A 25,072-nucleotide genomic window follows, 5' to 3' on the forward strand; every position below is an offset into this window, starting at 1 on the left:
GGCTGTGGCGCAAGGTCCGGTCAGACATTGGATCGAAGGTCGCGGCAGGCCCCTCAACATGCGGCGACTGAATAGCACCCGCGCATCACAGAACGACTGGCCTGCCGGGTCAAGGGGTTGACGAGACTCTTCTGTGTTCTGTTATTAACGACGACGGCCTTTCGGCCCGCCCGCGGGCGCAACGCGCCCGGCGGAAACGCGATTTTGAAAGCAGACGCATGGATTCCTCGCACCCCCAGCAGCAGCATGCCGAGACCCGGCTGGTCACCTCCGGCCGCGACACCAAGGCGCAGAAGGGGTTCGTCAATCCGCCGGTGTTCCACGGCTCGACCGTGCTCTATCCGACCGCCGAGGACCTGCACGCCCATCGCGGCGAGTTCACGTATGGCCGCCACGGCACCCCGACGACCAAGGCGTTCCAGGACACGCTGATGGCGCTGGAGGGACCGCAATGCGCCGGCGTCGGCATCGTGCCCTCCGGGCTTTCGGCGATCTCCACCACCCTGCTCTCGGTACTGAAGACCGGCGACCATATTCTGGTCGTCGATAACGTCTACCGGCCTTCGCGCAATTTCTGCAACGGCATGCTGGCCCGCTATGGCGTCGAGACCACCTATTTCGATCCGCTGATCGGCGCCGGCATCGACAAGCTGTTCAAGCCCAACACCCGCGCGGTGCTGGTGGAGGCGCCGGGCTCGCAGTCGTTCGAGATGCCCGACATCCGCGCCATCGCCGAGGTCGCGCATGGGCGCGGCGCGCTCGTCATCGACGACAACACCTGGGCGACGCCGCTCTATCACCGCTCGCTCGAGCAGGGTGTCGACATCAGCATGCAGGCCGCCACCAAATATATCGGCGGCCATTCCGATATCATGTTCGGCACGATTTCTGCCAATGCCAAGGCTTGGCCGCAGATCATCGAGGGCATCCGCCTGCTCGGCGTCTGCGCGGGCCCCGACGACGTCTTTCTGGCGCTGCGCGGACTGCGCACGCTGTCGGTGCGATTGGCGCAGCATCATCGCTCCGGGCTCGACATGGCGCGCTGGCTCGCTGCCAGACCCGAGGTCGCGCGCGTGCTGCATCCGGGGCTCGAAACCGATCCCGGCCATGCGATCTGGAAGCGCGACTTCACCGGTGCGTCAGGCCTGTTCAGCATCGTGCTGAAGCCCGCGCCGCAGAAGGCGGTCGACACCATGCTCGATACGCTGAAGCTGTTCGGCATGGGCTTCTCCTGGGGCGGCTTCGAGAGCCTCGTGATCCCCTTCGATTGCGATGCCTATCGCACCGCGACCAAGTGGGCGCCCGGCGGCCCGACGCTGCGTCTGCACATCGGGCTCGAGAGCGTCGATGATCTCAAGGCCGATCTCGATCGCGGCTTCGCTGCCCTGAAAGCGACAATGTGAGCCTGCTCGCGAGGCAACGCGCCTCGGGACAGGGCAGCCACGCTCCGGCGGACGCGCAATCGCGCGCCGCGGGAACGCGCCGCTGCCGCAAACGTTAACGCCGATGCGCCGACAAAGGGTTTGATCGGCTCCCGTTTGGCGTTAGCCTCGCCAATCGACTCCAATCCGGACACGGAGCATGGGAACGTTGGTTCTGCTCGATCTCATGGGCGGCGTTGCCCTGTTGCTGTGGGGCCTGCACATGGTCCACAGCGGCATTTTGCGCGCCTTCGGTCCCGACCTGCGGCGGCTGCTCGGCAAGGCGCTGAGCAATCGCGCCAGCGCATTCGCGGCCGGCCTCGGGCTCACCGCGCTGCTTCAGAGCAGCACGGCGACGGCGCTGATCACGAGCTCGTTCGCGGCCGAGGGCCTCGTCAGCCTCGCCGCTGCGCTCGCCATCATGTTGGGAGCCAATGTCGGCACGACGCTGATCGTGCAGGTGCTGTCGTTCAACATCGCAGCCGTTGCGCCGGTCCTGTTCGTGCTCGGACTCGTCGCCTTCCGCTCCGGCCCGCGCTCGCGGATCAAGGACATCGGTCGCGTCTGCATCGGCCTCGGCCTGATGCTGCTCTCGCTGCACATCCTGCTCGACACGCTGGCGCCGGCGGAGAACGCGCCCGGCGTCCGCGTCGTGATGTCGGCCATCACGGGCGATCCGATCCTGTGCATCGTCATCGCCGCCCTCGTCACCTGGGCGGTGCATTCGAGCGTCGCCAGCGTGCTGCTGATCATGTCGCTGGCCTATTCGCAGTTCATCTCGCCCGATGCGGCGCTGGCGCTGGTGCTGGGGGCCAATCTCGGCAGCGCCATCAATCCCGTGTTCGAGGGCGCCAGGCGTGACGATCCCGCGAGCTATCGCCTGCCGGTCGGCAATCTCGTCAACCGCGTGGTCGGGATCGCCCTCGTCCTGCCCTTCCTGAGCGCGATCGCCGAGCACATGCATGCCTGGCAGCCCGATCTCGCCAAGATGACGGCGGCTTTCCACATTGCCTTCAACCTTGGCACGGCCGTCGTCTTCATCGGCCTGCTCGACACCATGTCGCGCCTGCTCACCCGCCTTTTGCCGGATCGCGTGCATGAGGCCGACCCGGCCCGGCCGCGCTATCTCGACGAGACCGCGCTTGAGACGCCGTCCCTGGCGCTTGCTGACGCCGCCCGCGAGACGTTGCGCATGGGCGATCTCGTCGAGGTGATGCTGCGCAAGGTGATGGCCGCGATGATGACCGGCGACCGTGCGCTGGTCGACCAGGTCTCCAAGATGGACAATCTCGTCGACGGTCTCGACGAGGCCATCAAGCTCTACGTGACCAAGCTGATGCGGGGCAGCCTCGACGAAACCGAAGGACGCCGCGCGATGGAGATCATCTCCTTCGCCATCAACCTCGAGCACATCGGCGACATCATCGACAAGAGCCTGAGCGAGCTCGCCACCAAGAAGATCAAGCGGCGCTTCCAGTTCTCGGCGGAAGGGGCCGACGAGCTCGCCGCCTTCCACAAGCGCACGATGGACTCGCTGCGTATCGCATTCGGCGTCTTCATGTCGGGCGACGCCAACGAGGCGCGCAAGCTGCTGATGGAGAAAACTGCGCTGCGCAACACCGAGCTTGCCGCGGTCGAGCGGCATCTCGACCGCCTGCGCGAGGGCCGCCCAGAAACCATCGAGACCACGTCGCTGCATCTGGACGTGCTGCGCGACCTGCGCCGCATCCACTCGCATATCTGCTCGGTCGCCTATCCCGTGCTCGACGCAGCCGGCGAGCCCTACCGCAGAACCGAGGCGGACACAGCCACCCTGCCCGCGTCAGGCGCGGCCTCGGCGCTGCCGCGCTAGATCAGCGATCCAGCGTCTTCGAAGCGCTGCCGCGGTTCTTCCAGATCAGCATGATGTTCCTGATGTAGATGATGGTCGCGAGCGACTGTCCGAGGATGATGACCGGCTCGCGCTTCACGACGCCGTAGACCAGCGTCATCAGCCCGCCGCCCATCGAGCAGAACCAGAACGCCATCGGCACCACGCTGTTGCCGGCGCGCTCGCTCGCGATCCACTGCACCAGGAAGCGCGCGGTGAAGAACAATTGCGCGACGAGCCCGAATGCGAGCCAGAGATCGAATTTGGCGACGAAGACGTCGTAGAGATAATTGCTCAGCGCCTGACCGTATTGAATGATCATGCGTTCACCTCGGTCACCTCAGGAGTCGGCTTCTTGCGGCGGATCAGCCACCACACCCCGGCGAGATCCATGATGCCGATCCACAGCCGGTCGAAGAAGCCGTAGTTCGATACGCCGGAGTGGCGCGGCCGGTCGATCACATCGACATAGGCGATCTCGTAGCCCTCGCGGCGCACCAGCGCCGGCAGGAAGCGATGCAACCCGTCGAAATAGGGCAGCATCAGGAAGACGTCGCGCCGGAACGCCTTCAGTCCGCAGCCGGTGTCGCGCGTGCCGTCTTTCAGGATGGCGTTGCGAACGCCGTTCGCCACGCGCGACTGGAACTTCTTGAAGCCCGTGTCCTTGCGCCCGACCCGCTGGCCGGCGGCCAGCCCGACGCGCGCGCTTTTCTCGACCGCCGCGATCAGGTCCGGCAGGAAGACGGGATTGTTCTGGCCATCGCCGTCGAGCGTCGCCACGATTTGCCCGCGCGCCGCACGCACACCACTGCGCACAGCCGCTGATTGGCCGCCAGACCGCGCATGACGGAGCTGACGCAGATTGCTCCGCTGCTTCATGATCGCGGCAAGCCGCTCGCCGGTCGCGTCGGTGGAGCCATCGTTGACGTAGATGATCTCATAGGCCCAGCGGCCATCGAGCGCCGCCCCGATCTCTGCGATCAGCGGCGCAATATTGTCGGCTTCGTTGCGCACGGGAACGACGATGGAAACCGAAGGCTGGGGCGTCGACAAAGGAGGCTCGTGGTTGGATTTGGCCTGCGCCTTGGGAACCGGCGGTCCCGGCAGGCAGCCGCTTTTATGGGGCGGATGCCCCGTGGGCAACCCTTTTGAGGCGACCCCGGGCCGCTCCCGGAAGAGGCACGATGGTGCCGTCGGCGCGGATGGCAAAGCCGAGCCGCCGGGCCGCGAACCAGTAACGCACCATCATGGCGCCGACCATTCCGACCAGGGCGCCGGCCACGACGTCGCTGGGGTGATGCGCGAGCAGCACCAGGCGCGTCAGCAGGATCACGATTGCGTAAGTGAACATGAACACCCGCAGGCGCGGCCACAGCGCCGAGACCGCAAACGCCAGGGCGAACGCGGCCACTGCATGTCCCGATGGCAGGCTGGCATAAGCCCCCGTTCCCTCGAACGGCACGAAATTGAATGGATTGGCCTTGCCGCCGACGAACGGGCGGCCGCGGCCGATGAGATATTTCAGGATCTCAGCGACAAGCGCCGACACGGCAACAGACAGAAATAAGTACTGAAGCCGCGTGCCGAAGCCGAGCAGCACCGCGCGGCGAGTCCCGTGCAGCCCGGCAGCAACGAACGCCACAGCCACCAGCGCAGCCCCCAGCACGATCAGCAGATACTCGTCCTTGCCGAAATCGGTGAGGATGCGGATCGGCCACAGGGTTGGCGTGCCGCGCGGCGGCATCAGCTCGATCTCGGTCTGATCGAACCCGGCCATCAGCACGATGACCAGCGCTGCGCCCGCTAAGCTGAGCCAGAGCGAGTGCCGCGCCAGCTTTCGAGCGGCCTCGGCCCGGCGCGAATGCGAGGGCGACCGCACGAGCTGCGCCAGCGCGCCCCGGGACACGGCGAGCAATTGTCGGGGATAGCCGGCACGCGGCGCAATGTCGGTCGGCACCTGCATCCTACTCGGTGCCTTCCGAGCGGAAGATCGAGATCGAGATCGCGCGCCCTTGCGAGAAGTTGTAACCGTCGATGCGCGCGCCGACCTTGTAGCGCAGCCCGATCGCCTCGGCGCGCTGCACGAAGCTGCGCTCCGAACGCTGCTCGATCAGCGCGAAGCGGCAGCTGCCCTGCCGCAGGAAATCCGCCGCACCGGAGCCGTCGGTGAGCAGGGTCCGGGTCCCCACCAGGAAGACGAGGCTCGGCTCGTGATAACCGGCCGCAGCGGCTTTCGGTCCGACGCAGGTGACGTTGCGAAGCGCGCGCGCGATCTCGATGCTCGGAAACAGCGGCGTCAGCGACGGCAGGACGATGCCGTAGACCGTCACAGCCAGCATCAGGGCTGCGACCAGCGCGTTGAGCAGCGAGCGTTCGGCACGATTGTTGTCGTAAAGCCACCAGGCGAATAGGCCGAAGATCAGCGATGCCGCGATGAACGGCCAGGCCACGAAGGCCGGCTGCCGCGTCAGAATCACCGACCCGACGACCGCGATGATCGAGGCGGCTGCGGGGATCGCGAACCACCAGGCCGAACCGCGCATCAACCAGGAACGCGACAGCACGCGCCGCTCCACCGCGCCTGCGGTGAGGATCGCGATCGCCGGATAGAGCGGCAGCACGTAATGCGGCAGCTTGGTCAGCACGGCCTCGAACACAATCCAGGACGGGATCAGCCAGGCCAGCAGGAACTGCGCGCCGGGCTCGCGCCGCGCCCGCCACACCGCGGGTGCCGCCATCGCCGCCAGCGGTGCGCCCGGCCAGAACGTGATCCAGAACAACGCGAGGTACAGTCCGGGCGGCGCGCCGTGGGATTCCTGGGCACCCAACTTGCTCAGCATGTCACCGCCGACGGAATCGGCGAAGAAGGTCTCGCCCGCGCGCCAGAAGATCGCGACGAACCAGGGCAGCACCAGCACCAGCATCCACATCAGGCCCCAGACAGGCCTCAGCTTCCACAGCCAGGAGGCGTCACGGTCCTGGATCGCGAGCGCGACGATGGTCAGGCCTGCGAACATCAGGATCAGCGGGCCCTTGATCAGGACGCCCACCGCGAGCGCGGTCCAGAAGATCGCCGGCCAGCTCCAGGGCGGATGCGTCTCGTCCTCGGCGCGCTGCCAGGACAGATAGGCCCGCGCCATCGCACCCATCGCGGCGACGACGCAGAGCAGCAGCATGGCATCGGTCTTGGCCAGGCGCGCCTCGACGCCGAGCAGCACGGACGCGCACATCATCAGCGCCGCCAGCACGGCGGCACGCCGCGTGACGAAGCCGAGCGCGGCCCAATAGGTCATGAGCACGGCGCCGATCGCGCCCATCAGCGACGGCAGCCGGTAGACCCAGATGCGCAATTCGGCCTTCGGCAGCTTGAGCATCGAGGCAGCCTCGACGGTCGCCGATTGCAACCAGTAGATGCCGACCGGCTTCTTGTAGCGGACGTCCTCCTGAAAGCGGATATCGACGTAGTCGCCGCTCTCGACCATCTGCTTGGTGGCCTGGGCGAACCGCGCTTCGTCGCGATCGATCGGCGGGATGGTGAAGAAGCCCGGCAGGAACAACAGCAGCGCGCACAGCACCAGGAAGCCGACCGCGCGCGCATGGCTGGCCGTGACGATGTCGAGCATGCGCACGAGTCCACTGCCCGGATTTGCGGGTGATTTCGACTCGCGGGGTGCTCCAAAACGGGGGCTTGGGTAGGTCTCGGCCATTGGTTCCGCTTACGCTGAAACCGCCATCGCCACAACCGCTTGAGGCAGGGTCATTGAATTCGAATGACGACTGTGTCCGCGGCGCCCGTGGCGTCGATCACGGTGACCCGGGCAAAGCCCGGTCCGGGCGGATCGATCAGCCGCTGGCGGCGGCCGTCGATCTCGCCGAGCGCGGCGCCGTTAACCATGATCGTCATGGGCAGCACACCGCCGGCGACTTTGACCGGCATGGCTGCGTTCTCCCGGCTGCCTGATCGATCGACATCGATCCGCGATCCGTTGAGCGGAAACTGAATGTGCAGCGCCTGTTCGCTCCCGGTGCGCACCAGTTCCCCGACCGGGCGGAACCGCTTCAGGGGCAGCGGCAGCTTGGCGTTGCCCGCCACGAGGGTTCCCCTGGGCGCCTTCGGCAACGGGGCGAGCGTCTTGCCGGTCCTGGCAAAGGCGTCGAACAGGATCGGCGCGGCAGCGACGCGCCCGATCAGGCCGGGAACCGGGGCGCCGTCGGGCCGGCCGACCCAGACGCCGATGGTCATGCGGCCATCGAAGCCGACCGACCAGGCATCGCGATAGCCGTAGGACGTGCCGGTCTTGAATGCGATCCGGTTGTGGGCAGCGTTCTCCGGCGGCGGCGTTCCCAGCAATACGTTGCCGACCTGCCAGGCCGCGACCTGATCGAGCAGCCGGAGCGGCTCGCGGTCGTCCCGATCAGTCACGACCTCACGCAGCGGCTTGGTGGTGCCGAGGCGGGCGAAGCCCGCATAGAGCTGGGCGAGGTCCTGGAGCGTCACGCCCACGCCGCCGAGACCCATGGCGAGCCCTGGTGTCTCGTCCTTGGGCAGAACCAGGTTGCCGCCGGCTTGACGCAGCCGCGAGGTCAGGCGGCTGGAGCCGACGCGGTCGAGCAGCACGATGGCCGGCACGTTCAGCGACAATTGCAGCGCCTTCCTCACCGGCACCGTGCCCTGGAAGGTCATGTCGAAATTCTCCGGCGCGTAGGAGCCGAAGCGGACCGGCCGGTCGTCGATCAGGCTGTCGGGATGGACAAAGCCGTCCTCGAAGGCGAGCCCGTAGATGAAGGGTTTCAGTGTCGAGCCCGGTGAGCGGACGGCGCGGGTCATGTCGACCTGCCCTGCCCGGCTCTCGTCGAAATAATCAGCCGAGCCGACCCGCGCGAGCACGTCGCCGCTTTCGTTGTCGACGACGATAATCCCGACCGAGATGTTCGGCCCGAGCGCGATGGCGCGGTCGCGCGCCAGCGGCTCCAGCACCTTCTGCAGGTTCGCGTCCAGCGTGAGCTTGATGACCGGCGCGTCCTTGACCGTCGAAAGCGCGGTGTCCGAGGCATGCGGCGCCAGGATCGGCATCGGCTTGCGCAGCTTCGGCACGGGCACCGCCTTGGCCTGCCTGGCATCATCTGCGCTGACCACATGCTCCTCGACCATGCGGTCGAGCACGCGGTCGCGCGCCTTGCGTGCCGCGTCCGGGTGGCGGTCGAGCCGGCGCGTTTCCGGCGATTGCGGCAACGCGACCAGCAGCGCGGCCTCCGCCAGCGACAGCCGCTTCGGCTCCTTGCCGAGATAGGCGATGGAAGCCGCGCGGATGCCTTCGAGATTGCCGCCGTAAGGCGCGAGCGCGAGATAGAGATCGAGGATCTGCTCCTTGCTCAGCGTCCGTTCCAGCTCGATCGCGCGCACGATCTGCCGCAGCTTGGCATGAAGCGAGCGCTGCCGCCGCGGCTCCATCAGCCGCGCAAGCTGCATGGTGATGGTCGAGCCGCCCGAGACGATGTGGCCGCGCGTTCCGAGCTGCAACGCCGCGCGCGCCAGCGCCAGCGGATCGAGGCCGTTGTGGGCGTAGAAGCGCTGGTCCTCATAGGCGAACAGCAGTTTCAGATAGGTCGGATCGACGTTGATCTTGGCATCGACCGGCAGACGCCAGCGTCCGTCGGCCATGGCATAGGCACGCAGCAGCTTGCCGTTGCGGTCCACGATGGTGGTGGAGACCTGACGCGCTTCGTCGAACGGGAGAGGACCGAGCGAATAGACCCAGCCGACGAAACCTGCGATGGCGAGGATGAGGGTGAACGCGAGGTCGGAGAGAGCACGAAGGCCCCTGCCCCGCACTCCGTCATGGCCGGGCTTGTCCCGGCCATCCACGTTCTTGCCAGTGGCGCCCAAGTCCGTGGATGCCCGGGACAAGCCCGGGCATGACGACTGAGAATGTGGCGCCGCGTCGCTCATACAATCCCGCTTACGTTCGAACCCACCACCTCACTTCGCCGCCCGCACCTCGACGGTTCCCGTGCCGGTCCGCCCATAGCGCGAGGGATTATACATATCCTCGACATAGGCCTGCGGCAGCACATATTTGCCGGGCGAGACCGCGCGCACGACGTAGGCGACAGTGAACACCGATTTGGAATCCGAGGCGCGGTCGACCGCCGCGGTGAAGCGGTCGTCGCGGAACTCGGTATCCTCAGGCTCCTCGCCATCCTCGATCCAGTCCAGCGTGCCGCTGTCGCCGGAGGACACCAGCTTGGGATTGTCGATCTCCAGGCCCGCCGGCAGATAGTCGGACACCATGATGTGGCCGTATTCCGGCTTGGCCTCGGTGATCTTCAGCACCACCGCAAAGCGCTGGTTCTGCTTGACCTTGCTGATGTCGGCCGGCTTGCCGTCGAGCGTGAAGTAGCTGCGCTCGATCTTGAAGCCGTTTGATGCCGCCGGCTCCGGCGTCACCGGCGAGCCCGACACCGAGACCACCGCCTGCACAGGCGCATCGCCGGTGTTGGTGATCTTCAGCGGCTTGCCGCTCAGCGTGTCCGCCTTGTAGCTGCGGTAGAGCGCGGTCTTGACCGGCTGGCCGTCCACTTCCATGGAGAGGTTCTCCCTGGCCAATGCCCGCGCCGCCAGCACCAGCCACGCATTCTCCTGCGTGGAGGTGTAGGGCGTCAGTCCGCGCGCGGACTCGACCCGCGACACTGCCTGCGTCAACGTCGCTTTCGGCGCGTTGCCTTCACTGGCGAGCGAGACAAGCGCTGCGGCATCGCGGAGCTGCGAACCGTAATCGGTGCGGCCGAACTCCAGCACCGGCTTGGGCGCGAGGCTGTCGAGCGCGGCAGCATAGACCCGCTCGGCGCGATTGCGGTCGCCGACCAGTGCAAGAGCTGCCGCAAGCTGCGACTTTGCGATCGGCGTCGCAAGATTGTTCAGCTTGGTGTCGGCGAGATAGCGGAGATCGCCGATCGGCGCGGCGCCGTTGCGTGCCAGCACGTAGAGGCCATAGGCGAGATCGCGCCCGCCATCCTTCTCCGGCTCGTCGGCATTGACGACGGAGTTGCGGATGCGGTCGAGCGCGGTCTTGAACAGCACGTCCGGCACGGCAAAGCCCTTTTCGCGGGCGCGGGTGAGGAAGTCCGTCACGTAAGCATCGAGCCAGGCATCGTCGCCGCCCGCCGACCACAGGCCGAAGGAGCCGTTCGAGCCCTGGCGGGCCAGCAACCGCTCGATCGCGTCGCGGATGCGCTGGTCGACCTCGGTGTCCATGGCGAGATGCGCGCCGGCGGCGAGATCGTTGACATAGAGCAGCGGCATGGCCCGGCTCGTGATCTGCTCCGAGCAGCCATAGGGATAGCGATCGAGCGCCTTGAGGATCGTCGCCGCATCGAGCGCGGTGGACAGGCTGGCCGAGACCGAGACGCTGCCGGTGCCCGGCACGAGGTCGGAGAACATGTCCGAGGTCAGCGTCAGGCTCTCGCCTTTCGCCAGGGTGCGGATCGAGCGCCGTGCCAGCACCTGCGTCGCCGCCTTGACGTCGAAGGCATAGTGGCGCGCCAGCGCGAGGCCATTCGGGCCCCGGATGTCGACATCCAGCGTCGCCTGCCCCGCCGCAGTCGCGTCGATCGCGAGCGAGAACGCGTTGCGCTGCTTGGCGGCGAGCTTCACGGTGGTCGCGGGATTGCCGGTCATCTTCACCGGGCCGCCCGTCTTCACGTTGATGACGTAGTCGCCAGCCTGGCCCTCGACATTGTCGATCTCGAGATTGACCGTACCGTGGTCGCCGTTGAGCAGGAAGCGCGGCAGGGTCGTGGTCAGCACCACGGGATCGCGGATCACGACGTCGGTGTTGGCGCGGCCGAGCTTCGTGGCGGTCCACGCCACCGCCATCACGCGCGCGGTGCCGGCGAACTCCGGAATGTCGAAGCTCACTTCGGCCGTGCCGTCGGCGGCGACCGTGACGATGCCCGAATAGAGCGCGAGCGGCTTTTGCGCGGGCGGTGAGCCCTGGAGCTCACCAGCGCCGGCGTCGCCGCCGGACTTGATCTGGCCGCGCGTGCCCGACATGCCGTCGATGAGTTGCCCGTAGAGATCGCGGATCTCCGCGCTCAGGCGGCGCTGGCCGAGATAGTAATCGTCCGGCGCCGGCGGCCTGTAATTGGTGAGGTTGAGGATGCCGACATCGACCGCGGCGATGACCACCTTGGCGTCCTCGCCCGGATTGAGCCCGTCGAGCTTGACCGGGATCTTCAGCGTCGAGTTCGGCCGGATCAGCGAAGGCGGCGTCAGCTTCACCTGCAGCGTCCGGGCCTGCTTGTCGATGCCGAACCATTTCAGCCCGATCGCGCGGCCCGGCATGCGCTGGGCCGCCGCATCGAGCGGACGGCGCAGCGTCGCCACGACGTAGGCGCCGGTGCCCCAGTCCTTGCCGACCGGGAGCTTCACCTGTGCGGTGCCTTCCTTGACATCGATGGTCTGCGTCGTGAGGAGGCGGTCGCCGACCACGTTGACGGTCAGCTTGCCGGCGCTGCGGACATTGACCGACACCGTCATGGTGTCACCCGAGGCATATTGCGGCTTGTCGATCGAGGTCTCCAACAGGTCCGGCGTGTCGGCGCTGCCGTCGGAATACCAGCCGACGTCGAACTGCACCGAGGTCACCGGGCCGTCGGCATCGTTCGATTTCACATCGAGCCTGTAACGGCCGGGCTGGGGGCTGAGCGAGATGCGCGATGGCTTGTCGGCGGCGATCGTGACGTCACCGTCGGCCACGCGCGAGGTCGACTTGACCGGCTCGTACTCCCAATAATTGTTCTGGCGGTACCATTGGTAGCGCGACTCCATCTTCAGGAGCTCATAGCGCAGCCCGTCGCGTGGCAGCGTCTTGCCCTCGGGCGAGACGAACACGATTTCGAACTCGGCCTTGTCGCCCTCGGCAACGTTCTTGTCGCCAAACAGGGGCTTGATGCCGATCTGCGCCGCGACGGGCGCGACCGGCAGCACGATCTTGCGCTCGACGGCGCGGCCGCCGGTCTCGACCATGCGGATGAAGATCTGCGCCTCCTGCGGCCGGGTCGAGGCCGGCTGCTTGTCCAGCGTGACCGGGAAAGTCGCAACGCCGTTGGCGTCCGCCTCGGGCAGGTTCTCGAGCGGCGTGCGCTCGTTCGAGCTGGTCTCCTCGTCGTCGACGCCGAACTGATAGCCGGCAAAGCCGGGGCGCTCGCTCGCCGGCGCCACCAGCATGTCGCCTTCGAGCCGGAGGCCGGAAGCCGGCGCGCCATAGAGGAAATGGCCGTCCGCCTTCAGCTCCACTGGAGCATTAGCTTTGATCAGCTTGTCCTTGGTCGACAAATCGAATTCGATCCGATCGGGGACGTAGTCCTCGACCAGGAAGGTGGTCTCGCCGACGGACGATCCCTTCGGATCCGTGAAGGCGCGCACCCGCCACGTTCCGGTGGGGACGGCCGAGTTGAGGGGCACGGCCAGCGTGCGGCCACCGGCGCCCTGGTCGGCCAGCACGGCGCGGCGGAATTCGACGCCGTCGGGACGCTCGATCACCAGCGTCATCGGCCCGCCGGTGACGGCATTCCCCTGACCGTCACGCAACAGCGCGGTCAGATAGACGGTCTCGCTGGAGCGGTAGACGCCGCGCTCGGCATAAACGAACGCGTCGGCGCCGGCCGGCACCGCACGGCCCGAAACGCCGCGGTCGGACAGATCGAAGGCGGAGGACTTGAGGCTGAGGAAGGCATAGTCGGCTTTCTCGCCGGTGACGGTGAGCATCGCCGGCGACAGGCCGCCCTCGCCGCGCGCGAGCCCTGCTTCGAACAGCACGTGGCCGCTGTCGTCGGTCTTGCGCGTGGCCAAAATCTCGTTGTTGCGGGCAACCAGCCGCACCTCGGCCTTGCCGACCGGATCGGTCGAGGCCAGCGAGTTCACGAAGACATGGATGCCGTCATTGCCGGAATAGGCGGAGACGCCGAGGTCGGAGACGATGAACCATTGCGTCGCGAGCTGGGACTCGTCGTCCGAGCCCGGGCCCTTGGCCGCGGCGGTCATCACGTAGACGCCGGGCTGGAGCTCGCCGAGCGCCTGGTCCACCGGGAATGCGGTGGTGACGTCCTGGTTCAGCGTCATCGCGGTCGCGAGCTCGCCGGACCAGACCTTGACGCCGCGCTGGTCGCCGAGATCGGAGAGCTGGTATGTCGACAGCGTCCTCTGGAAGTCGCTGTCGACCACCGTGTTGATCAGATTGCGGTCGCCGATCCGGAAGACGTTGATGTTGACCGCGGGCGTGTTGACGCTGACCACGGGAATGCCACGCTGGCCGGTCCGCGGAAGCACATAGGCGCGGCTGGTGAAGCGCACGAAGGGCTTGCGGTCGCGGACATAGATGTTGAACTCGGCCGATTTCGGCAGGCCCTCCTTCACCGTGGACGGCAGGCCGGCGCGCAGATTGATGTTGTAGCGCTCGCCGTGCTTCAGCCCGTCGACGCAGAGCTGCTTGCCTTCTGCCGACAGAGCCGGCTTGTCCTGCCCCGCCAGCGCCAGGAACGGCGCGAAGTCGGTCCGCTTGGCAAGCTCTTCCGAGAACTGGAAGCAGGCCCGCGGGCTCGCCGAATCCGAGTCCACGGTGTAGTCGAGCAGCCGGAAGCCGTGCTCGTCGCGCATCTTCTCATATTGACCGCGGACGTCGGCGACCTCACGCATGTCGAGCGACAGCCGCAATGCATCCAGCGCCGGCCGCCACAATTTTCGTTCGGCCAGCGACTTGCCGAGCACAGCGAGCGCGTCGGCCTCCTCGCCGGGGTTTCCGGCGCGCTGATAGGCGATATAGGCGGCGGTCGAGGCCCGCTCGAGCAGGAAAGTCTGCTCGCTCGAAGTCTTCGGCGAGATCTGGAAGATGACCTTGGCGAGCCGCAGCCAGTTGCCGGCATCGTCCGGCATGGTGGCCGCGACCTGGCCGAGGACCGAAAGCCCGGTGCGGTAATCATTGCGCCGGAAGGCGGCGTCGGCATCCGTGCGCAGCGTCGCGCTGGACTTGGCGACTGGCCCCGCCTCGCTCTTGATCTGGGCCTCCAGCTTGATCGCGGAATCGGCGAGATCATCGCGTTTGAACGCCTTGTCGGCGGCCTGCGCAGCGACAAGGCCGAGCGCCAGCGCGGCGCAGATCGTGACGGCGCGAACAAGACCGATCATGGATGGACTCCCGGAAATCGCGGACGAACGCCGCTTGTCGCATGAGATGCGCGGAAAGGTGACGGACTCAAGGCGATGGAACCAAAGGTGCAAATCGTCGCAATCGCCATGGCAAGGTAAGCCCAGAGGAGACCGATCAAGATACCGCCGCGTACGCCGTCCTGATGGCGCAGCAATACCGGACCAGTCGACCAGCGGCGGTGTCCCGGAAGCTCCTCAGCGGTCCCGGCGATGCGATCCATCGTCCAGTCCGCTGCCGCTCAAGCCGGCACCCTGACACGCCACTGTTCCACTTTGTCGCGGCATTGAGGAAAACGGTTCGGTTCAGGCTTGGCGAAACACCAGATTTTTCATATTGGCATGTTAGACGAACGGCCAGCCCCCAGACCAGGCGGCTCAAAACGGTCCCGTAGCTCAACTGGATAGAGTAGCGGATTTCTACTCCGCGGGTTGCAGGTTCGAGTCCTGCCGGGATCGCCAGTTCATTGATTTGTCCGGCCTTCACGAATGCGTGGGTCACTCCGCTCCGGGCTTTCAACCGAGCACGTCGGCCCTATCTATCCGCCGGGCGAAGTGTGCCCGAGAAGGACCCCGATGCCTCAACCCGAATGGACGAGAATGGCGATCGCATCTGCGGTGGCGATTGTCGCGATGTCGTACTTAGCGATTGACGCAGGCCTCGTGAACACCAATGTGGTTACAAAGCCCATCAAGGTGGCGCAGGCATCGATCGTCGGCGCCGCGACGGGCCAGCACCACCTTGCCTTTGCCGTTGAGGAGTGGGCGCGTCGCGGCCACGAGAGGCCCGCCCTGGAGCATTGCCTGGCGATCGATTGATGCGGGGCGCGGCTGTCGCCGATGCCGCGCATTCACCCTTCACCTCTGATGCGCCATCCACCACCGCGCGATTGCGGCGGCCAGATCATTCCAAAGCTCCGTCGGAAGATCCGGGACCGCCACCCGGACGCTATATTGGTCCGTGGTCGCATCGTGAAACCATTCGGTCGCCGCGAAATCGAAGCCGAAGCTGCCGGCGTGGCGGATGGGGAAGCCCTCCCCGCGCAATTCGCTGCTCATCTTTTCGGCCGCCTGCCGCGCTGCCGCCTCGTCGAGCACGCGCTTTCCCCGGAGGGTCACGTACAGACCGTGGGTGAAATGAAGCTCGGCCGAGAGCGCCGGGAGCTTCGCGGCGAAATATCGAGCCGTGCTGCGGCCGTTGCGCAAGATCGCCGCGACACGCCTCTTCGTGAGGGCCCAGTACGCCGCACTGCCTGCAAAGGGCGGGAAATGCGCCGGCAACGCCGCGCCGCCGAGCAGCCGCACCGCGCTTCGCGTTTCGGACGCGAGACGAGCCCATTCAACGCCCCCTGCCCGCTGCTGCTGATGCTCGTTCCCTTGCACGAAAACGGCTGAGCCGAGCCGGCCATATTCCGCTCCGAGCGAATCGAGCTTGTTGTGGCTTCGCACCAACACCTGCGGGATTCCGTATCGCCGGGCCCATCTCAGGACACGCCTGATGCGGCCTGACCTGCCGGCGAAGCATGTCGTGTCGAAAACCAGGAGGTCGAGGCCCGAGCCGTCACAGCGCAGCGCCGCCTCGAAAGCGCCGGCGAAGGAGCAGGAATCCAACAGAAGTATTCGCGGCGAGTTTGCCGGAACAAACGCATCGCCCAGCGGCAGCTTCAAGACCTCGAGCCGCAAATGCGGGACGAAGCCCTGGATCAGCTCCAGCGTCTCTCCATAGGAGCCTGGAAGCACCAGGACATCGGCCTTCTCGACAATTTGCGCGGAGGCGAGCAGCACGGCGGAGATCGCGGCCATGCCCGAGGCGGTATAGACCGCGGTGCTCGTGCAGCCCCAGTCGAGTTCATAGAACGAAGGACCGCGCACCGTGAGATCGGCCCGCTGGTAGTCGTAACTGAACGCGAACGGCCCGCTGACGGGATCGGCCGTATGCGACCACGCTGTCTCCGTCGCCTTCCACTCCTGCAACTCGTGCTCCGCCCTCAGCGCGGCAGTGATCTGGAATTTGGACCTGACGACCTCGTCGACCGAACGCGGACACGCCAGATCGAACCGGCTTCTCAGGCAGTCATTCAACAGCCTGAGTTCCTCGTGCTTTCGCTCCAGATAGGCTCGAATGGTCTCCATGCGCTTCTTGACGGTTCCGATGGGACGTCAACGTCCGGAAAACGCCGTGGGTCCAACGCGCCCGCTGCAACGAACGCGCGTCCTCGCAGTTGAATCCACACAAGGAGGACAGCATGGCTGACATCAGAGAGCACATGAAGATCATCGGCAAGGACGGCGCACATGTCGGCACCGTCGATCGCGTCGAGGGCAATCGCATCAAGCTGACGCGCAAGGACAGCCCGGAAGGTCACAAGGACCATCATCACTACATCGATACGAAATATGTCGGTGCCGTCGAAGGCGATATCGTCAAGCTGTCGGTGAATGCCGACGCCGTACCGAAGACGGAAGCCGCCTGAAACACTGAGCTGAAACACTGAGCCCCTTCGGGGGCTTTTTGTTTGTTCACGATCCGACTCCGCTTCGTTCGCAAAGCACGAATCGCGATCGCAAATTGCGGGGCCGAGGATTCGTTAATGACCGGTTCAGCCAGGTCGGTCATGCACTCACGAGCACGGGCCGCAGCCGATAGGCATCGATCGCGGCATTCGACAGCAACAGCCTGCGTCGCTCTCCACGCAACATCATGCGGTCGATCCGGTTCAAGATGAAGCGGGCGGAATCCTTGTGCTCGCCCGTGAGCAGGCCGGACTGGTCGAGATATCGCCAGGCGATCTCGAAAGACTGTGCGCGTAGCTCGGGATCGGTCATAGCCGCACAACGCTGCCCTGGAACGAATGTTCCTGCGCCCCAAGCGCGCGAGCCGTGCAGGAGCTCAGCGCCGCGGACCGATGCGGAACGAACGCGCAAGCAGGGCGTTGCACATCCGACTCGAGTGGTGCCGACCTGCCAACCCCGGTCGGCTTTGAAGGACCCCGTGCTTGTCCCCCGAGCACGGGGTTTTTCTCATTCGGCCGCCCTATTCAATCCGAGCCATGTGGCCGGCTGACGATGAGGAGTCGACATGCTCATCGTGTGGATCGCGGACGAGCTGATGCCACGCCAGGGCCAGCTGGATCAGCCGCTGCCGGTCGGCACCTTCGGCCTCCGCGGCCCGCTTCATTGCGGCCTCGGCTTCGTGCTGTGGATCGTACTCGGTGCACATGGGGCGATCCTAGCCGGTCATCTGGACAAGCCCATGGCAATTTCGTCCGTATGATTGCGGGGTGCTTTGAGGCCTCACGGACAGATCTGTGAACTACGTCACAGCCTGTCCCCGGCAATCTCCGCTAAACAGCGCTTCGACGCTTCTTGGATGAGGCCCGGCCATGACACGCAAAGCAGCCACGGAAGTCATCGTCCCGAAGCAGCGACATAGCTCCAACCTGCTTGGCATCGCGTATCTTGGCACCATCGGCGTGGTGATGGTCGCCTGGATCGGCAGCCTGGTCTGGGCCACGATGGCATTCTTCAGCTGGCTCGTGTCCTGACGCGCGAGGCGAGCGATCGTCCTCGTCCATTGCTTTAGAACAGGCAAGACAGCGCCTGAGAGAGTTTGATCCCGCCGCAAACGATCATGGCCCAAAGCGCCACGCTGATCTGGATGGCATCCAGCATGTCCCACATCCCCCGCGAATCATCCGGATATTTTTCTTTTGAGACTTGCGTGAGGCGGCCGCCAGCGCCAGCGCTCATTTGAAGCCGGCGCACAAAAAAAGAGGCGGGCCTGGGCCCGCCTCCGTACTCAATCCGCTTGGAAAACTCAGTAGCACGCCCGGGGATCGGCCTGCACATATTGGCCGTTCGGATAGCGGTAGTAGCAGGTGCCCTGCGCCCAGTAGTAGCCGGGCTGGGATGCAGCGGTGGCACCGGCGATCGCGCCCGTCGCGCCGCCGAGAACCGCGCCCGCGGCGGCTCCTGTTGCGTTGCCCGAGATCAGGCCGCCCAGCACGCCGCCGACGATCGCGCCGCCGAGTGCGCTGGCGCCGGGGTCAGCCGGTGGCGGAGGCGGAGGTGGTGGCGCGTAGGCGACGGGAGGCGGGCCATAGGCCACCGGCACGTCGTCGATATAGTCCTCCGAAATGTAGGCAGGCGGGCCAGCCATTCGCTGCGGATAATAATACCAGACGCCGCCAACGTCCCACCACCAGCCGGAGCGTCCGTTGCGGACCTCATGACGCCAGCGGCCGCCTTCCCAGGCGCGATTGCCGCGATAGGTGTGTCCGCCCCAGTCACGTTCCGGAGCGGGCCCGCGAGCGACGTGACGTCCCGGCGGCGGGCCGCCGGCATTGTGCCGACCGGGACCCGCATGGGGCTGGTCAGTGGGCCGGGCCGCCTGCTGCGGAGGACCTTTGCGCATGTTCTGATTGGGCGGGGGTGGCGCGCCCACGCCCTGGCGGCCTGGCGGCGGAGCGGCATCCCTCGTCGGCCTTGCGTCCTGAGCCTGCGCCGAAAGCGCCAGCAACGACACGGCCGAAACCATTGGAATGATGATCTTCATGCGTTTGGACGCACTCATGCGTGCTCGCCCCCTGCTCTCTCGCTCGCCGTCATTCCTTGCGCGATAGACGATTCGCTCGCACCAGGCTTATGCCGGCCGACATAACTGACCTGCTTGATCGGCTAAGTCCCGTTACAAATGATTAAGATCACAGCTATTTTTGGCCTCGACGGGCTCCCAGCGGGCCGCGCTGAAGCGCCTCTAGCGAGCCGGCTCAATCACGTTGCAGTTGGTTCGCCCGGACATCAGGCAATCCTGCATCTTGCTGGCTGCGGTGAGGTCCCGGGCAAGCCACCAGCCGACGCCAAGAATCACGATCGCGATGATCAATCCCGCGATCGCGCCACGGCGGTCGTTCCCGGACTGGCGCTGGGGTCGACTGTTCGGGCGAGGATTCGGCTTCTCGCCGGGGTCGGATTTGGACTCGGACATGGCCGCCTGATCGCGCTGGCGAGGCGGCTTTATCACCTCTGCGGCGTCGCGTCACATCCGGATCAGCCTGCCCGAATTCAGCCCCGGGGCGGCGGGGTCGCGTCCTTGCGTGAGGTTTCGATGGCCGGGATCGCCCGCTGGACCCGCGGTGCGCAGGTCGTGAGCACGAATGCGGTCTGGCTGCATTCCCAGTCCGCGCCCAGCACGGCACTGTCAACCGGCTGCGGGCGCGCGAACAGCACTGCGGCGCCGGTCACTCCTGCCAGGACGAAGGCAATTGCGAGCGCCTTCAGGCTCGGTCGGAAGGTCATCATGCCCGTGCTCCGTCTCGTTCCGGGCGGACGCTAGGCGTCGCGCTCGTGCTCCCTTATGAGGGACATCACAATTCAGCAGTTTTTCCGGGCTACGAGAGATCGTCGGGGGGAGGCGATTTTTCGTTGACCTGATCGGCTGCGATTATGGGTGGCTTCGCGACGCGCGCCGATGTACACGCTACAGCGTCGCGTGGCGCCCGCTATGCCCAGCCGACGTACCAACAGGCACGAATGTAGGATCGAAAGCGAGGAAGACAAGGCTCGTAGATGAGTGGATTCAGGGAACCCGGCTTCACGGACCGGCAAAAGGCGGCGCAGGAAGCCCGCAAAAATCTTTTGAACAAATTCAAATCGCAACCGGGCCCCGACGATCCGGCGGTGCTTGCGCGCCGTGCTGAACGCGAGGCACTCGCGGCCAAGCGCGCCGAGGCGAAGGCTGCGCGCGAGGCGGAGAAGGCCGAGCAGAAGCGCATCGAGGAAGAAGCCAAGGCGGCCGAAGCCGAACGGATCGCGCGCGAGGCCCAGGAAGCCGCCGAGAGACTGGCTGCGCTCGAAGCCGAGCAAAAGGCCAAACGCGACGCGCGCTACGCCGCCCGCAAGGCGAAGCGCAAGTAACAAGCAAGGTGCGCTCGTAGCGCCCCATTGAACTTGAACCAAAGCACAGTTCCGGAGGCGGCCTGAGAGGCCGCCACCGGAATTGGAGGGTGCGCGGCCTGCCCCAGGGCAGGCGCCGCGCGAGGACGACGAAGATCAATTCTTCTTCATCATCCCGTCGTCTTTCTTCATGCCGTCCTTCGACATGTGGTCCTTCTTCATGCCGTCGTCCTTGGACATGGTGTCCTTCTTCATCATGCCGTCCTTGGACATCGTGTCTTTCTTCATCATGCCGTCATCCTTGCCCATCTTGTCCTGAGCAAAGGCGGCCGGGGCAAAAGCGAGGCCGAGCGAGAGAGCGGCGGCCGAGAGGCCGAGCACGATGCGGGTGCGAATGGTCATGGTTCAACTTCCCTTCGAGATGGAGTTTGTCAGCGACGGACGCCGCTATTCATCCTGACGGGTCACCAGTCGGCGTTGTTACGCCGCCGCCGACAAATTTCGGTGAGCCTTCCCCTATCTCTCGTTCGGCGTACTTCCGGGCTCGCAACCAGGAAGTGTGCAGTGCAGCACGGCCAGCCCTTGCCCGGACGTTCGGTCTCGAACTATCAGATGAGAGAATATCGGGTGGACGACCGGCTAGGATGGGCCTACCTGCCGGTCTGAAGGACTAGACCGAAATCACACAAACAAGAATCGTCCAAGGAAATCACGCCATGCTCACGCGCCGCCATCTGCTCGCGACCGCCGTCGCTGCGCCCGCCATCCTCCGCTTCGGCACCGGTACGGCGCACGCCGCGACCACGCTGAAGATCTCGCATCAATTCCCGGGCGGTACCATCGACAAGGGCGATTTCCGCGACCGGCTCTGCCGCATGTTCGCCGCCGAGGTCAGCAAGCGCAGCAATGGCGACATTGCCGCCGAGATCTATCCGAACTCCTCGCTGATCAAGACCAACGCGCAGTTCTCCGCGATGCGCAAGGGCGCGCTCGATATCAGCCTCTATCCGATGCCCTATGCCGGCGGCGAGGTGCCGGAGACCAATATCGGCCTGATGCCGGGCCTCGTGACCACCTACGACCAGGGCCTGCGCTGGAAGAAGGAGCCGGTCGGCAAGGCGCTGACCGATTTCCTCGCCGACAAGGGCATCATCCTGCTCACCTGGGTCTGGCAGGCCGGCGGCGTCGCCAGCCGCTCCAAGCCGATCGTCGCGCCTGAAGATGCCAAGGGCATGAAGGTGCGTGGCGGCTCGCGCGAGATGGACATGGTGCTTCAGACCGCCGGGGCTTCGGTGCTGTCGGTCCCCTCCAACGAAATCTACGCGGCGATGCAGACCGGCGCCTGCGATGCCGGCATTACCTCCTCGACCAGCCTGATCTCGTTCCGCCTCGAAGAGGTCGCGAAGTCCCTGACCTCGGGCGCGGGCGCCTCCTACTGGTTCATGCTCGAACCCCTGATGATGTCGAAGGCGATCTTCGACAAGCTGCCGACGAACCACCAAGACATTTTGCTCGCGGTCGGTACCGAGCTCGAAGCGTTCGGCCGCAAGGGCGCACAGGATGACGATGTCGAGGTCGCCAAGGTCTACGAGAAGGCCGGCGCCAAGGTCTCCGCGCTCGACGCCGCGACCGTCGGCAAGTGGCGGGACATCGCCCGCGACACCGCCTGGAAGGACTACAGCGCCAAGACGGCGACCGCGGCAAACCTGCTCAAGCTCGCCATCGACGTCGCGGCATGAGTCACGGTCCGCTTCCGGACCGCGACGACAAGACGATCGCTGCCGCAGGGACCGGCCTTGCGCCAGCGATCGATCGCGGTCTCGCCGTCCTCAACAGCATCATCGTGGTGTTCGCGTCGATCGCGCTGGTCGCGGCCTGCACCATCCTGAGCTACAGCGTGCTCAGCCGCGCTCTGTTCAAGGCCGCCAATTACTGGCAGGACGAGGCCGCCGTGTTCCTGCTGGTCGGCGCGACCTTCATGACGGCGGCCTACGTGCAACAGAACCGCGGCCATATCGGCATCGAGGCCTTCGTCGGGCTGCTCTCGCCGCTGGCGAACCGGATCCGGCTCTGGCTGGTCGACGCCGCCACGTTCCTGTTCTGCGCCTTCTTCACCTGGAAATCCTGGACATTGGCCCATGAGGCCTATGTCGACGGCCAGGTCTCGAACTCGATGTGGTCGCCGCCGCTCGCCATTCCCTATTCGCTGATGGCGCTCGGGATGAGCCTGCTCTGCATCCAGATCCTCGTGCAGCTTGCGCTGCCATTCGTCGGAGCCAAGCGGCCATGAGCGTTTTCGGTATCGGCGTCGCTTACGGCATCGTGACGCTGCTGGTGATGTTCTCGGGCATGCCGATTGCGTTCGCGCTCGGCGCGGTCGCGGTCGTGTTCATGGGCATCTACATGCCCTCGGCTTCGCTCGATACGGTCACGCAGAACGTCTACGAGGAAATGGCCTCGATCACGCTGCTGTCGATCCCGCTCTTCATTCTGAAGGGCGCCGCGATCGGCAAATCGCGCGCCGGCCAGGATCTCTATTCAGCGCTGCACGCCTGGCTGCACCGGGTCCCCGGCGGCCTCGGCGTCGCCAACGTCTTCGCCTGCGCGCTGTTCGCGGCGATGGCGGGCTCCTCGCCCGCGACCTGCTCGGCGATCGGCTCGGCCGGCATCCCCGAGATGCGCAAGCGCGGCTATTCCGGCGGCTTTGCCGCAGGGATTATCGCCGCCGGCGGCACGCTCGGCATCCTGCTTCCGCCCTCGATCACCATGATCCTGTTTGCGGTTGCGGCCGAAAAGTCGCTGGGGCGGCTGTTCCTGGCCGGCATCGGGCCCGGCCTCCTGCTGGTCACGCTGTTCGGCGCCTACGCCGTGATCCGCTTCCGGCAGGAATATGCCGCGGCCGAAGCGGCCTACAAGAACGGCGGACCGGAGGCTCCGATCCTGCAGCGTGACGAGTACACGCTCGCCGAGCGCTTCAGCGTACTGCCGCGCGTGATCCCGTTCGTGCTGCTGCTCACCGGTGTCATGATCGCCCTCTATGGCGGCTACGCCACGCCGTCGGAGACCGCAGGGCTCGGCGGCCTGCTCGCGCTGGCGCTGATCGCCGCGATCTACAGCGTGTGGCGACCGAGCGACCTTGCCCCCATCATGAAGTCGACGATCCGGGAATCGACCATGCTGATGATGATCATCGGCATGTCGCTGCTCTATTCCTACGTGATGAGCTATCTGCACATCTCGCAATCGGTCGCCGAATCCATCGTCGCGATGCACCTGCCGCGCTGGGAACTGCTGTTCGCGATCCTCGTCATGGTGGTCGTGCTCGGCTTCTTCCTGCCGCCGGTGTCGATCATCCTGATGACCGCCCCGATCATCCTGCCGCCGCTCCGCGCCGCCAATTTCGACATCATCTGGTTCGGCGTGGTCATGACCATCGTGATGGAGATGGGGCTGATCCACCCGCCCGTCGGCCTCAACATCTTCGTCATCCGCAACGTCGCGCCGGACATTCCCCTGCGCGAGGTGATCTGGGGCACCCTGCCCTTCGTGCTGCTGATGATGCTCGCGGTGCTGCTGCTGTGCTTGGTACCGGGGATCTCGACCTGGCTGCCGGATCTCGTGATGGGGCCGGACGGGAGCAGGTGACGCAATCGCAACTGCCGCAGGGTGGGTTAGCTGTGCGGATGCGCGAAGCGCAATCCGCGCGACGTAACCCACCTCTTCTGCTTTCGCGGAGACGAACAGTGGTGGGTTACGCCGAGCAGATGCGCTTCGCGCATCTGCTCGATTAACTCACCCTACGAATTCTCCTTCCTCCGCCCCTTCGGCGCGTTCGCCACCACCTGCAGCAAATCCTTCCGCACAGCCTCGATGTGCCGCTCCAGGAAGCGGCAGGCCTCCTCCACCTTCCCTGCGCGGCAGAGCGCGATCAGTTGGGCGTGCTCCTTCTCGGCAATGCCCATCGCCTTGGTGTTGGAGAGCTGCAGACGCGTGTAGCGGTCGCTGGTCTGCAGCAGTGACAGCACGATCGCGCGCGTGCGGGGTTGCGGCGCGTGCACGTAGAGCGCCATGTGGAAGTCGGCGTTAAGCTGCCCCCATTCGCTGACATTGCGCGCCTTGATCGCCTTCTCGAAGCTCTTGTGGATGTCGTCGAGTCCCTCGAAATCCTCCGTGCCGAAGCGCGGCGCCGACTGCGCCAGCAATCGCGGCTCCAGGATGCGGCGCAGGTCGAAGACGTCGTTGATCTCGTCCAGTGACAGCTCGGAGACGATGGCGCCCTTCTGCGGCACGATCCGCACCAGGCCTTCCGCCTCGAGCTGGAACAGCGCCTCTCGCACCGGGATGCGGCTGACGCCGTAAGCATCCCCAAGCGCGTCCTGGCGCAGCTGCGATCCGGCCGGATAGGTGCCGTCGAGGATCGCCTGCCGGAGCTGATCGACGATCGCAGCCGACAGGGTGCGATGCTTCAGAGGCTGTTTCATCTGACCTTCTGTTGTCCTTCCCGACTCGTTCGGCCGACGCGGTCCCTGTCTTGCATGTCGAGGTGCCCGGCAAAAGCCAGGCGCTCCAAAAGCAAGGTGCCCAGTAAAACCGCGCCCTGCCGCCGAAATGACCGCAAACTCCGTTTGACTCCAAAAATGTATAAATTATACATTTGGCAATCGCACGACAATTCTTCGGGGG

Annotated in this window: 23 protein-coding genes and 1 tRNA gene; 11 read left to right on the forward strand and 13 right to left on the reverse strand. The window is 65.7% G+C overall.

The genetic code is table 11. The annotated features are described in order from the left end of the window. The first annotated feature begins 218 nt into the window (after positions 1–218). Positions 219–1,403: a cystathionine beta-lyase gene (gene metC / locus IVB23_RS01860; RefSeq protein ID WP_061881545.1), complete on the forward strand. Its 1,185-nt coding sequence runs from the start codon at positions 219–221 to the stop codon at positions 1,401–1,403. Positions 1,404–1,581: 178 nt separating this feature from the next. Beyond that, positions 1,582–3,273 carry a Na/Pi cotransporter family protein gene (locus IVB23_RS01865; RefSeq protein ID WP_247802331.1) on the forward strand — a complete coding sequence of 564 codons (1,692 nt, stop codon included), beginning with the start codon at positions 1,582–1,584 and terminating at the stop codon, positions 3,271–3,273. Position 3,274: 1 nt separating this feature from the next. On the opposite strand, the gene IVB23_RS01870 is transcribed toward IVB23_RS01865, so the two are convergent. The 6 genes from IVB23_RS01870 to IVB23_RS01895 form a co-directional block, all read right to left on the reverse strand. Beyond that, on the reverse strand, positions 3,275–3,613 hold the full coding sequence (locus IVB23_RS01870; RefSeq protein ID WP_247802332.1) for a lipid-A-disaccharide synthase N-terminal domain-containing protein: 339 nt from the start codon (positions 3,611–3,613) through the stop codon (positions 3,275–3,277). Next, on the reverse strand, positions 3,610–4,344 hold the full coding sequence (locus IVB23_RS01875) for a glycosyltransferase family 2 protein (RefSeq protein ID WP_247802333.1): 735 nt from the start codon (positions 4,342–4,344) through the stop codon (positions 3,610–3,612). The genes IVB23_RS01870 and IVB23_RS01875 overlap by 4 nt, the downstream gene beginning before the upstream one ends. A 64-nt stretch (positions 4,345–4,408) precedes the next feature. After that, on the reverse strand, positions 4,409–5,254 hold the full coding sequence (locus IVB23_RS01880; protein ID WP_197969364.1) for a phosphatase PAP2 family protein: 846 nt from the start codon (positions 5,252–5,254) through the stop codon (positions 4,409–4,411). Position 5,255: 1 nt separating this feature from the next. Next, positions 5,256–6,998, reverse strand: coding sequence for a glycosyltransferase family 39 protein (locus IVB23_RS01885; RefSeq protein ID WP_197969363.1), 1,743 nt, complete (start codon positions 6,996–6,998; stop codon positions 5,256–5,258). Positions 6,999–7,048: 50 nt separating this feature from the next. Next, on the reverse strand, positions 7,049–9,241 hold the full coding sequence (pbpC, locus tag IVB23_RS01890; RefSeq protein WP_247802334.1) for a penicillin-binding protein 1C: 2,193 nt from the start codon (positions 9,239–9,241) through the stop codon (positions 7,049–7,051). 30 nt (positions 9,242–9,271) lie between these two features. Then, positions 9,272–14,476, reverse strand: coding sequence for an alpha-2-macroglobulin (locus IVB23_RS01895; RefSeq protein WP_247802335.1), 5,205 nt, complete (start codon positions 14,474–14,476; stop codon positions 9,272–9,274). Between the two features lie 403 nt (positions 14,477–14,879). Between IVB23_RS01895 and IVB23_RS01900 the strand changes: the two genes are divergently transcribed. Together IVB23_RS01900 and IVB23_RS01905 are read left to right on the forward strand one after the other, a co-directional pair. Further along, a tRNA-Arg gene (locus IVB23_RS01900) sits at positions 14,880–14,956 on the forward strand. A 114-nt stretch (positions 14,957–15,070) separates the two neighbouring features. Continuing rightward, positions 15,071–15,313, forward strand: coding sequence for a hypothetical protein (locus tag IVB23_RS01905; RefSeq protein ID WP_247802336.1), 243 nt, complete (start codon positions 15,071–15,073; stop codon positions 15,311–15,313). A gap of 39 nt (positions 15,314–15,352) precedes the next feature. Here the strand turns inward: IVB23_RS01905 and IVB23_RS01910 are convergent, their stop codons facing one another. Continuing rightward, positions 15,353–16,627, reverse strand: a complete 1,275-nt coding sequence (locus IVB23_RS01910) for a hypothetical protein (protein ID WP_197969359.1) — start codon at positions 16,625–16,627, stop codon at positions 15,353–15,355. A 113-nt stretch (positions 16,628–16,740) separates the two neighbouring features. Here IVB23_RS01910 and IVB23_RS01915 point away from each other — a divergent pair, with 113 nt between their 5' ends. After that, a complete protein-coding gene (locus IVB23_RS01915) occupies positions 16,741–16,968 on the forward strand; it encodes a DUF2171 domain-containing protein (RefSeq protein ID WP_028176428.1) in 228 nt (75 codons plus the stop codon). A gap of 139 nt (positions 16,969–17,107) precedes the next feature. Here IVB23_RS01915 and IVB23_RS01920 read toward each other — a convergent pair whose 3' ends face one another. Beyond that, on the reverse strand, positions 17,108–17,320 hold the full coding sequence (locus IVB23_RS01920) for a hypothetical protein (protein WP_061881515.1): 213 nt from the start codon (positions 17,318–17,320) through the stop codon (positions 17,108–17,110). A gap of 253 nt (positions 17,321–17,573) precedes the next feature. On the opposite strand from IVB23_RS01920, the gene IVB23_RS01925 reads away from it, so the two are divergent. Further along, complete coding sequence (locus IVB23_RS01925; protein ID WP_247802337.1) at positions 17,574–17,768, forward strand: hypothetical protein; 195 nt, start codon at positions 17,574–17,576, stop codon at positions 17,766–17,768. A gap of 109 nt (positions 17,769–17,877) precedes the next feature. Further along, a complete protein-coding gene (locus IVB23_RS01930; RefSeq protein ID WP_028176431.1) occupies positions 17,878–18,039 on the forward strand; it encodes a hypothetical protein in 162 nt (53 codons plus the stop codon). Between the two features lie 272 nt (positions 18,040–18,311). Here the strand turns inward: IVB23_RS01930 and IVB23_RS01935 are convergent, their stop codons facing one another. The 3 genes from IVB23_RS01935 to IVB23_RS01945 form a co-directional block, all read right to left on the reverse strand. After that, positions 18,312–19,067 (reverse strand): hypothetical protein, encoded by a 756-nt coding sequence (locus tag IVB23_RS01935; RefSeq protein ID WP_061881513.1) that lies wholly within the window; start codon positions 19,065–19,067, stop codon positions 18,312–18,314. 183 nt (positions 19,068–19,250) lie between these two features. After that, entirely contained in the window at positions 19,251–19,481 is a 231-nt protein-coding gene (locus IVB23_RS01940) for a hypothetical protein (protein ID WP_061881512.1), read from the reverse strand. Positions 19,482–19,558: 77 nt separating this feature from the next. Continuing rightward, complete coding sequence (locus tag IVB23_RS01945) at positions 19,559–19,795, reverse strand: hypothetical protein (protein WP_061881511.1); 237 nt, start codon at positions 19,793–19,795, stop codon at positions 19,559–19,561. Between the two features lie 267 nt (positions 19,796–20,062). On the opposite strand from IVB23_RS01945, the gene IVB23_RS01950 reads away from it, so the two are divergent. Continuing rightward, positions 20,063–20,410 carry a DUF6481 family protein gene (locus IVB23_RS01950; RefSeq protein WP_061881510.1) on the forward strand — a complete coding sequence of 116 codons (348 nt, stop codon included), beginning with the start codon at positions 20,063–20,065 and terminating at the stop codon, positions 20,408–20,410. 135 nt (positions 20,411–20,545) lie between these two features. Here the strand turns inward: IVB23_RS01950 and IVB23_RS01955 are convergent, their stop codons facing one another. After that, positions 20,546–20,791: a pentapeptide MXKDX repeat protein gene (locus IVB23_RS01955; protein WP_028176436.1), complete on the reverse strand. Its 246-nt coding sequence runs from the start codon at positions 20,789–20,791 to the stop codon at positions 20,546–20,548. Between the two features lie 314 nt (positions 20,792–21,105). Between IVB23_RS01955 and dctP the strand changes: the two genes are divergently transcribed. Genes dctP through IVB23_RS01970 form a run of 3 tightly spaced genes read left to right on the forward strand, consistent with a single transcriptional unit; the run spans position 21,106 to position 24,034 of the window. After that, the gene (gene dctP / locus IVB23_RS01960) at positions 21,106–22,128 is read left to right on the forward strand and encodes a TRAP transporter substrate-binding protein DctP (protein ID WP_247802338.1); all 1,023 of its coding nucleotides are present in this window, start codon (positions 21,106–21,108) and stop codon (positions 22,126–22,128) included. Further along, positions 22,125–22,679 carry a TRAP transporter small permease gene (locus IVB23_RS01965; RefSeq protein WP_028176438.1) on the forward strand — a complete coding sequence of 185 codons (555 nt, stop codon included), beginning with the start codon at positions 22,125–22,127 and terminating at the stop codon, positions 22,677–22,679. The genes dctP and IVB23_RS01965 overlap by 4 nt, the downstream gene beginning before the upstream one ends. Next, positions 22,676–24,034, forward strand: a complete 1,359-nt coding sequence (locus IVB23_RS01970) for a TRAP transporter large permease (protein ID WP_126257748.1) — start codon at positions 22,676–22,678, stop codon at positions 24,032–24,034. Before IVB23_RS01965 ends, IVB23_RS01970 begins: the two co-directional genes overlap by 4 nt. 152 nt (positions 24,035–24,186) lie before the next feature. Here the strand turns inward: IVB23_RS01970 and IVB23_RS01975 are convergent, their stop codons facing one another. Further along, positions 24,187–24,870: a GntR family transcriptional regulator gene (locus tag IVB23_RS01975; RefSeq protein ID WP_247802339.1), complete on the reverse strand. Its 684-nt coding sequence runs from the start codon at positions 24,868–24,870 to the stop codon at positions 24,187–24,189. Positions 24,871–25,072: the final 202 nt, after the last annotated feature.

The organism is Bradyrhizobium sp. 191, from assembly GCF_023100985.1.
Classification (GTDB): Bacteria; Pseudomonadota; Alphaproteobacteria; order Rhizobiales; family Xanthobacteraceae; genus Bradyrhizobium; species Bradyrhizobium diversitatis.

Bases quoted from the DNA above. Each gene is read 5' to 3' on its own strand.
- metC (WP_061881545.1), top strand. From the start codon at position 219: ATGGATTCCTCGCACCCCCAGCAGCAGCATGCCGAGACCCGGCTGGTC.
- IVB23_RS01865 (WP_247802331.1), top strand. From the start codon at position 1,582: ATGGGAACGTTGGTTCTGCTCGATCTCATGGGCGGCGTTGCCCTGTTG.
- IVB23_RS01870 (WP_247802332.1), bottom strand. From the start codon at position 3,613: ATGATCATTCAATACGGTCAGGCGCTGAGCAATTATCTCTACGACGTC.
- IVB23_RS01880 (WP_197969364.1), bottom strand. From the start codon at position 5,254: ATGCAGGTGCCGACCGACATTGCGCCGCGTGCCGGCTATCCCCGACAA.
- IVB23_RS01885 (WP_197969363.1), bottom strand. From the start codon at position 6,998: ATGGCCGAGACCTACCCAAGCCCCCGTTTTGGAGCACCCCGCGAGTCG.
- pbpC (WP_247802334.1), bottom strand. From the start codon at position 9,241: ATGAGCGACGCGGCGCCACATTCTCAGTCGTCATGCCCGGGCTTGTCC.
- IVB23_RS01895 (WP_247802335.1), bottom strand. From the start codon at position 14,476: ATGATCGGTCTTGTTCGCGCCGTCACGATCTGCGCCGCGCTGGCGCTC.
- IVB23_RS01905 (WP_247802336.1), top strand. From the start codon at position 15,071: ATGCCTCAACCCGAATGGACGAGAATGGCGATCGCATCTGCGGTGGCG.
- IVB23_RS01910 (WP_197969359.1), bottom strand. From the start codon at position 16,627: ATGGAGACCATTCGAGCCTATCTGGAGCGAAAGCACGAGGAACTCAGG.
- IVB23_RS01915 (WP_028176428.1), top strand. From the start codon at position 16,741: ATGGCTGACATCAGAGAGCACATGAAGATCATCGGCAAGGACGGCGCA.
- IVB23_RS01920 (WP_061881515.1), bottom strand. From the start codon at position 17,320: ATGACCGATCCCGAGCTACGCGCACAGTCTTTCGAGATCGCCTGGCGA.
- IVB23_RS01925 (WP_247802337.1), top strand. From the start codon at position 17,574: ATGCTCATCGTGTGGATCGCGGACGAGCTGATGCCACGCCAGGGCCAG.
- IVB23_RS01930 (WP_028176431.1), top strand. From the start codon at position 17,878: ATGACACGCAAAGCAGCCACGGAAGTCATCGTCCCGAAGCAGCGACAT.
- IVB23_RS01935 (WP_061881513.1), bottom strand. From the start codon at position 19,067: ATGAGTGCGTCCAAACGCATGAAGATCATCATTCCAATGGTTTCGGCC.
- IVB23_RS01940 (WP_061881512.1), bottom strand. From the start codon at position 19,481: ATGTCCGAGTCCAAATCCGACCCCGGCGAGAAGCCGAATCCTCGCCCG.
- IVB23_RS01945 (WP_061881511.1), bottom strand. From the start codon at position 19,795: ATGATGACCTTCCGACCGAGCCTGAAGGCGCTCGCAATTGCCTTCGTC.
- IVB23_RS01950 (WP_061881510.1), top strand. From the start codon at position 20,063: ATGAGTGGATTCAGGGAACCCGGCTTCACGGACCGGCAAAAGGCGGCG.
- IVB23_RS01955 (WP_028176436.1), bottom strand. From the start codon at position 20,791: ATGACCATTCGCACCCGCATCGTGCTCGGCCTCTCGGCCGCCGCTCTC.
- dctP (WP_247802338.1), top strand. From the start codon at position 21,106: ATGCTCACGCGCCGCCATCTGCTCGCGACCGCCGTCGCTGCGCCCGCC.
- IVB23_RS01965 (WP_028176438.1), top strand. From the start codon at position 22,125: ATGAGTCACGGTCCGCTTCCGGACCGCGACGACAAGACGATCGCTGCC.
- IVB23_RS01970 (WP_126257748.1), top strand. From the start codon at position 22,676: ATGAGCGTTTTCGGTATCGGCGTCGCTTACGGCATCGTGACGCTGCTG.
- IVB23_RS01975 (WP_247802339.1), bottom strand. From the start codon at position 24,870: ATGAAACAGCCTCTGAAGCATCGCACCCTGTCGGCTGCGATCGTCGAT.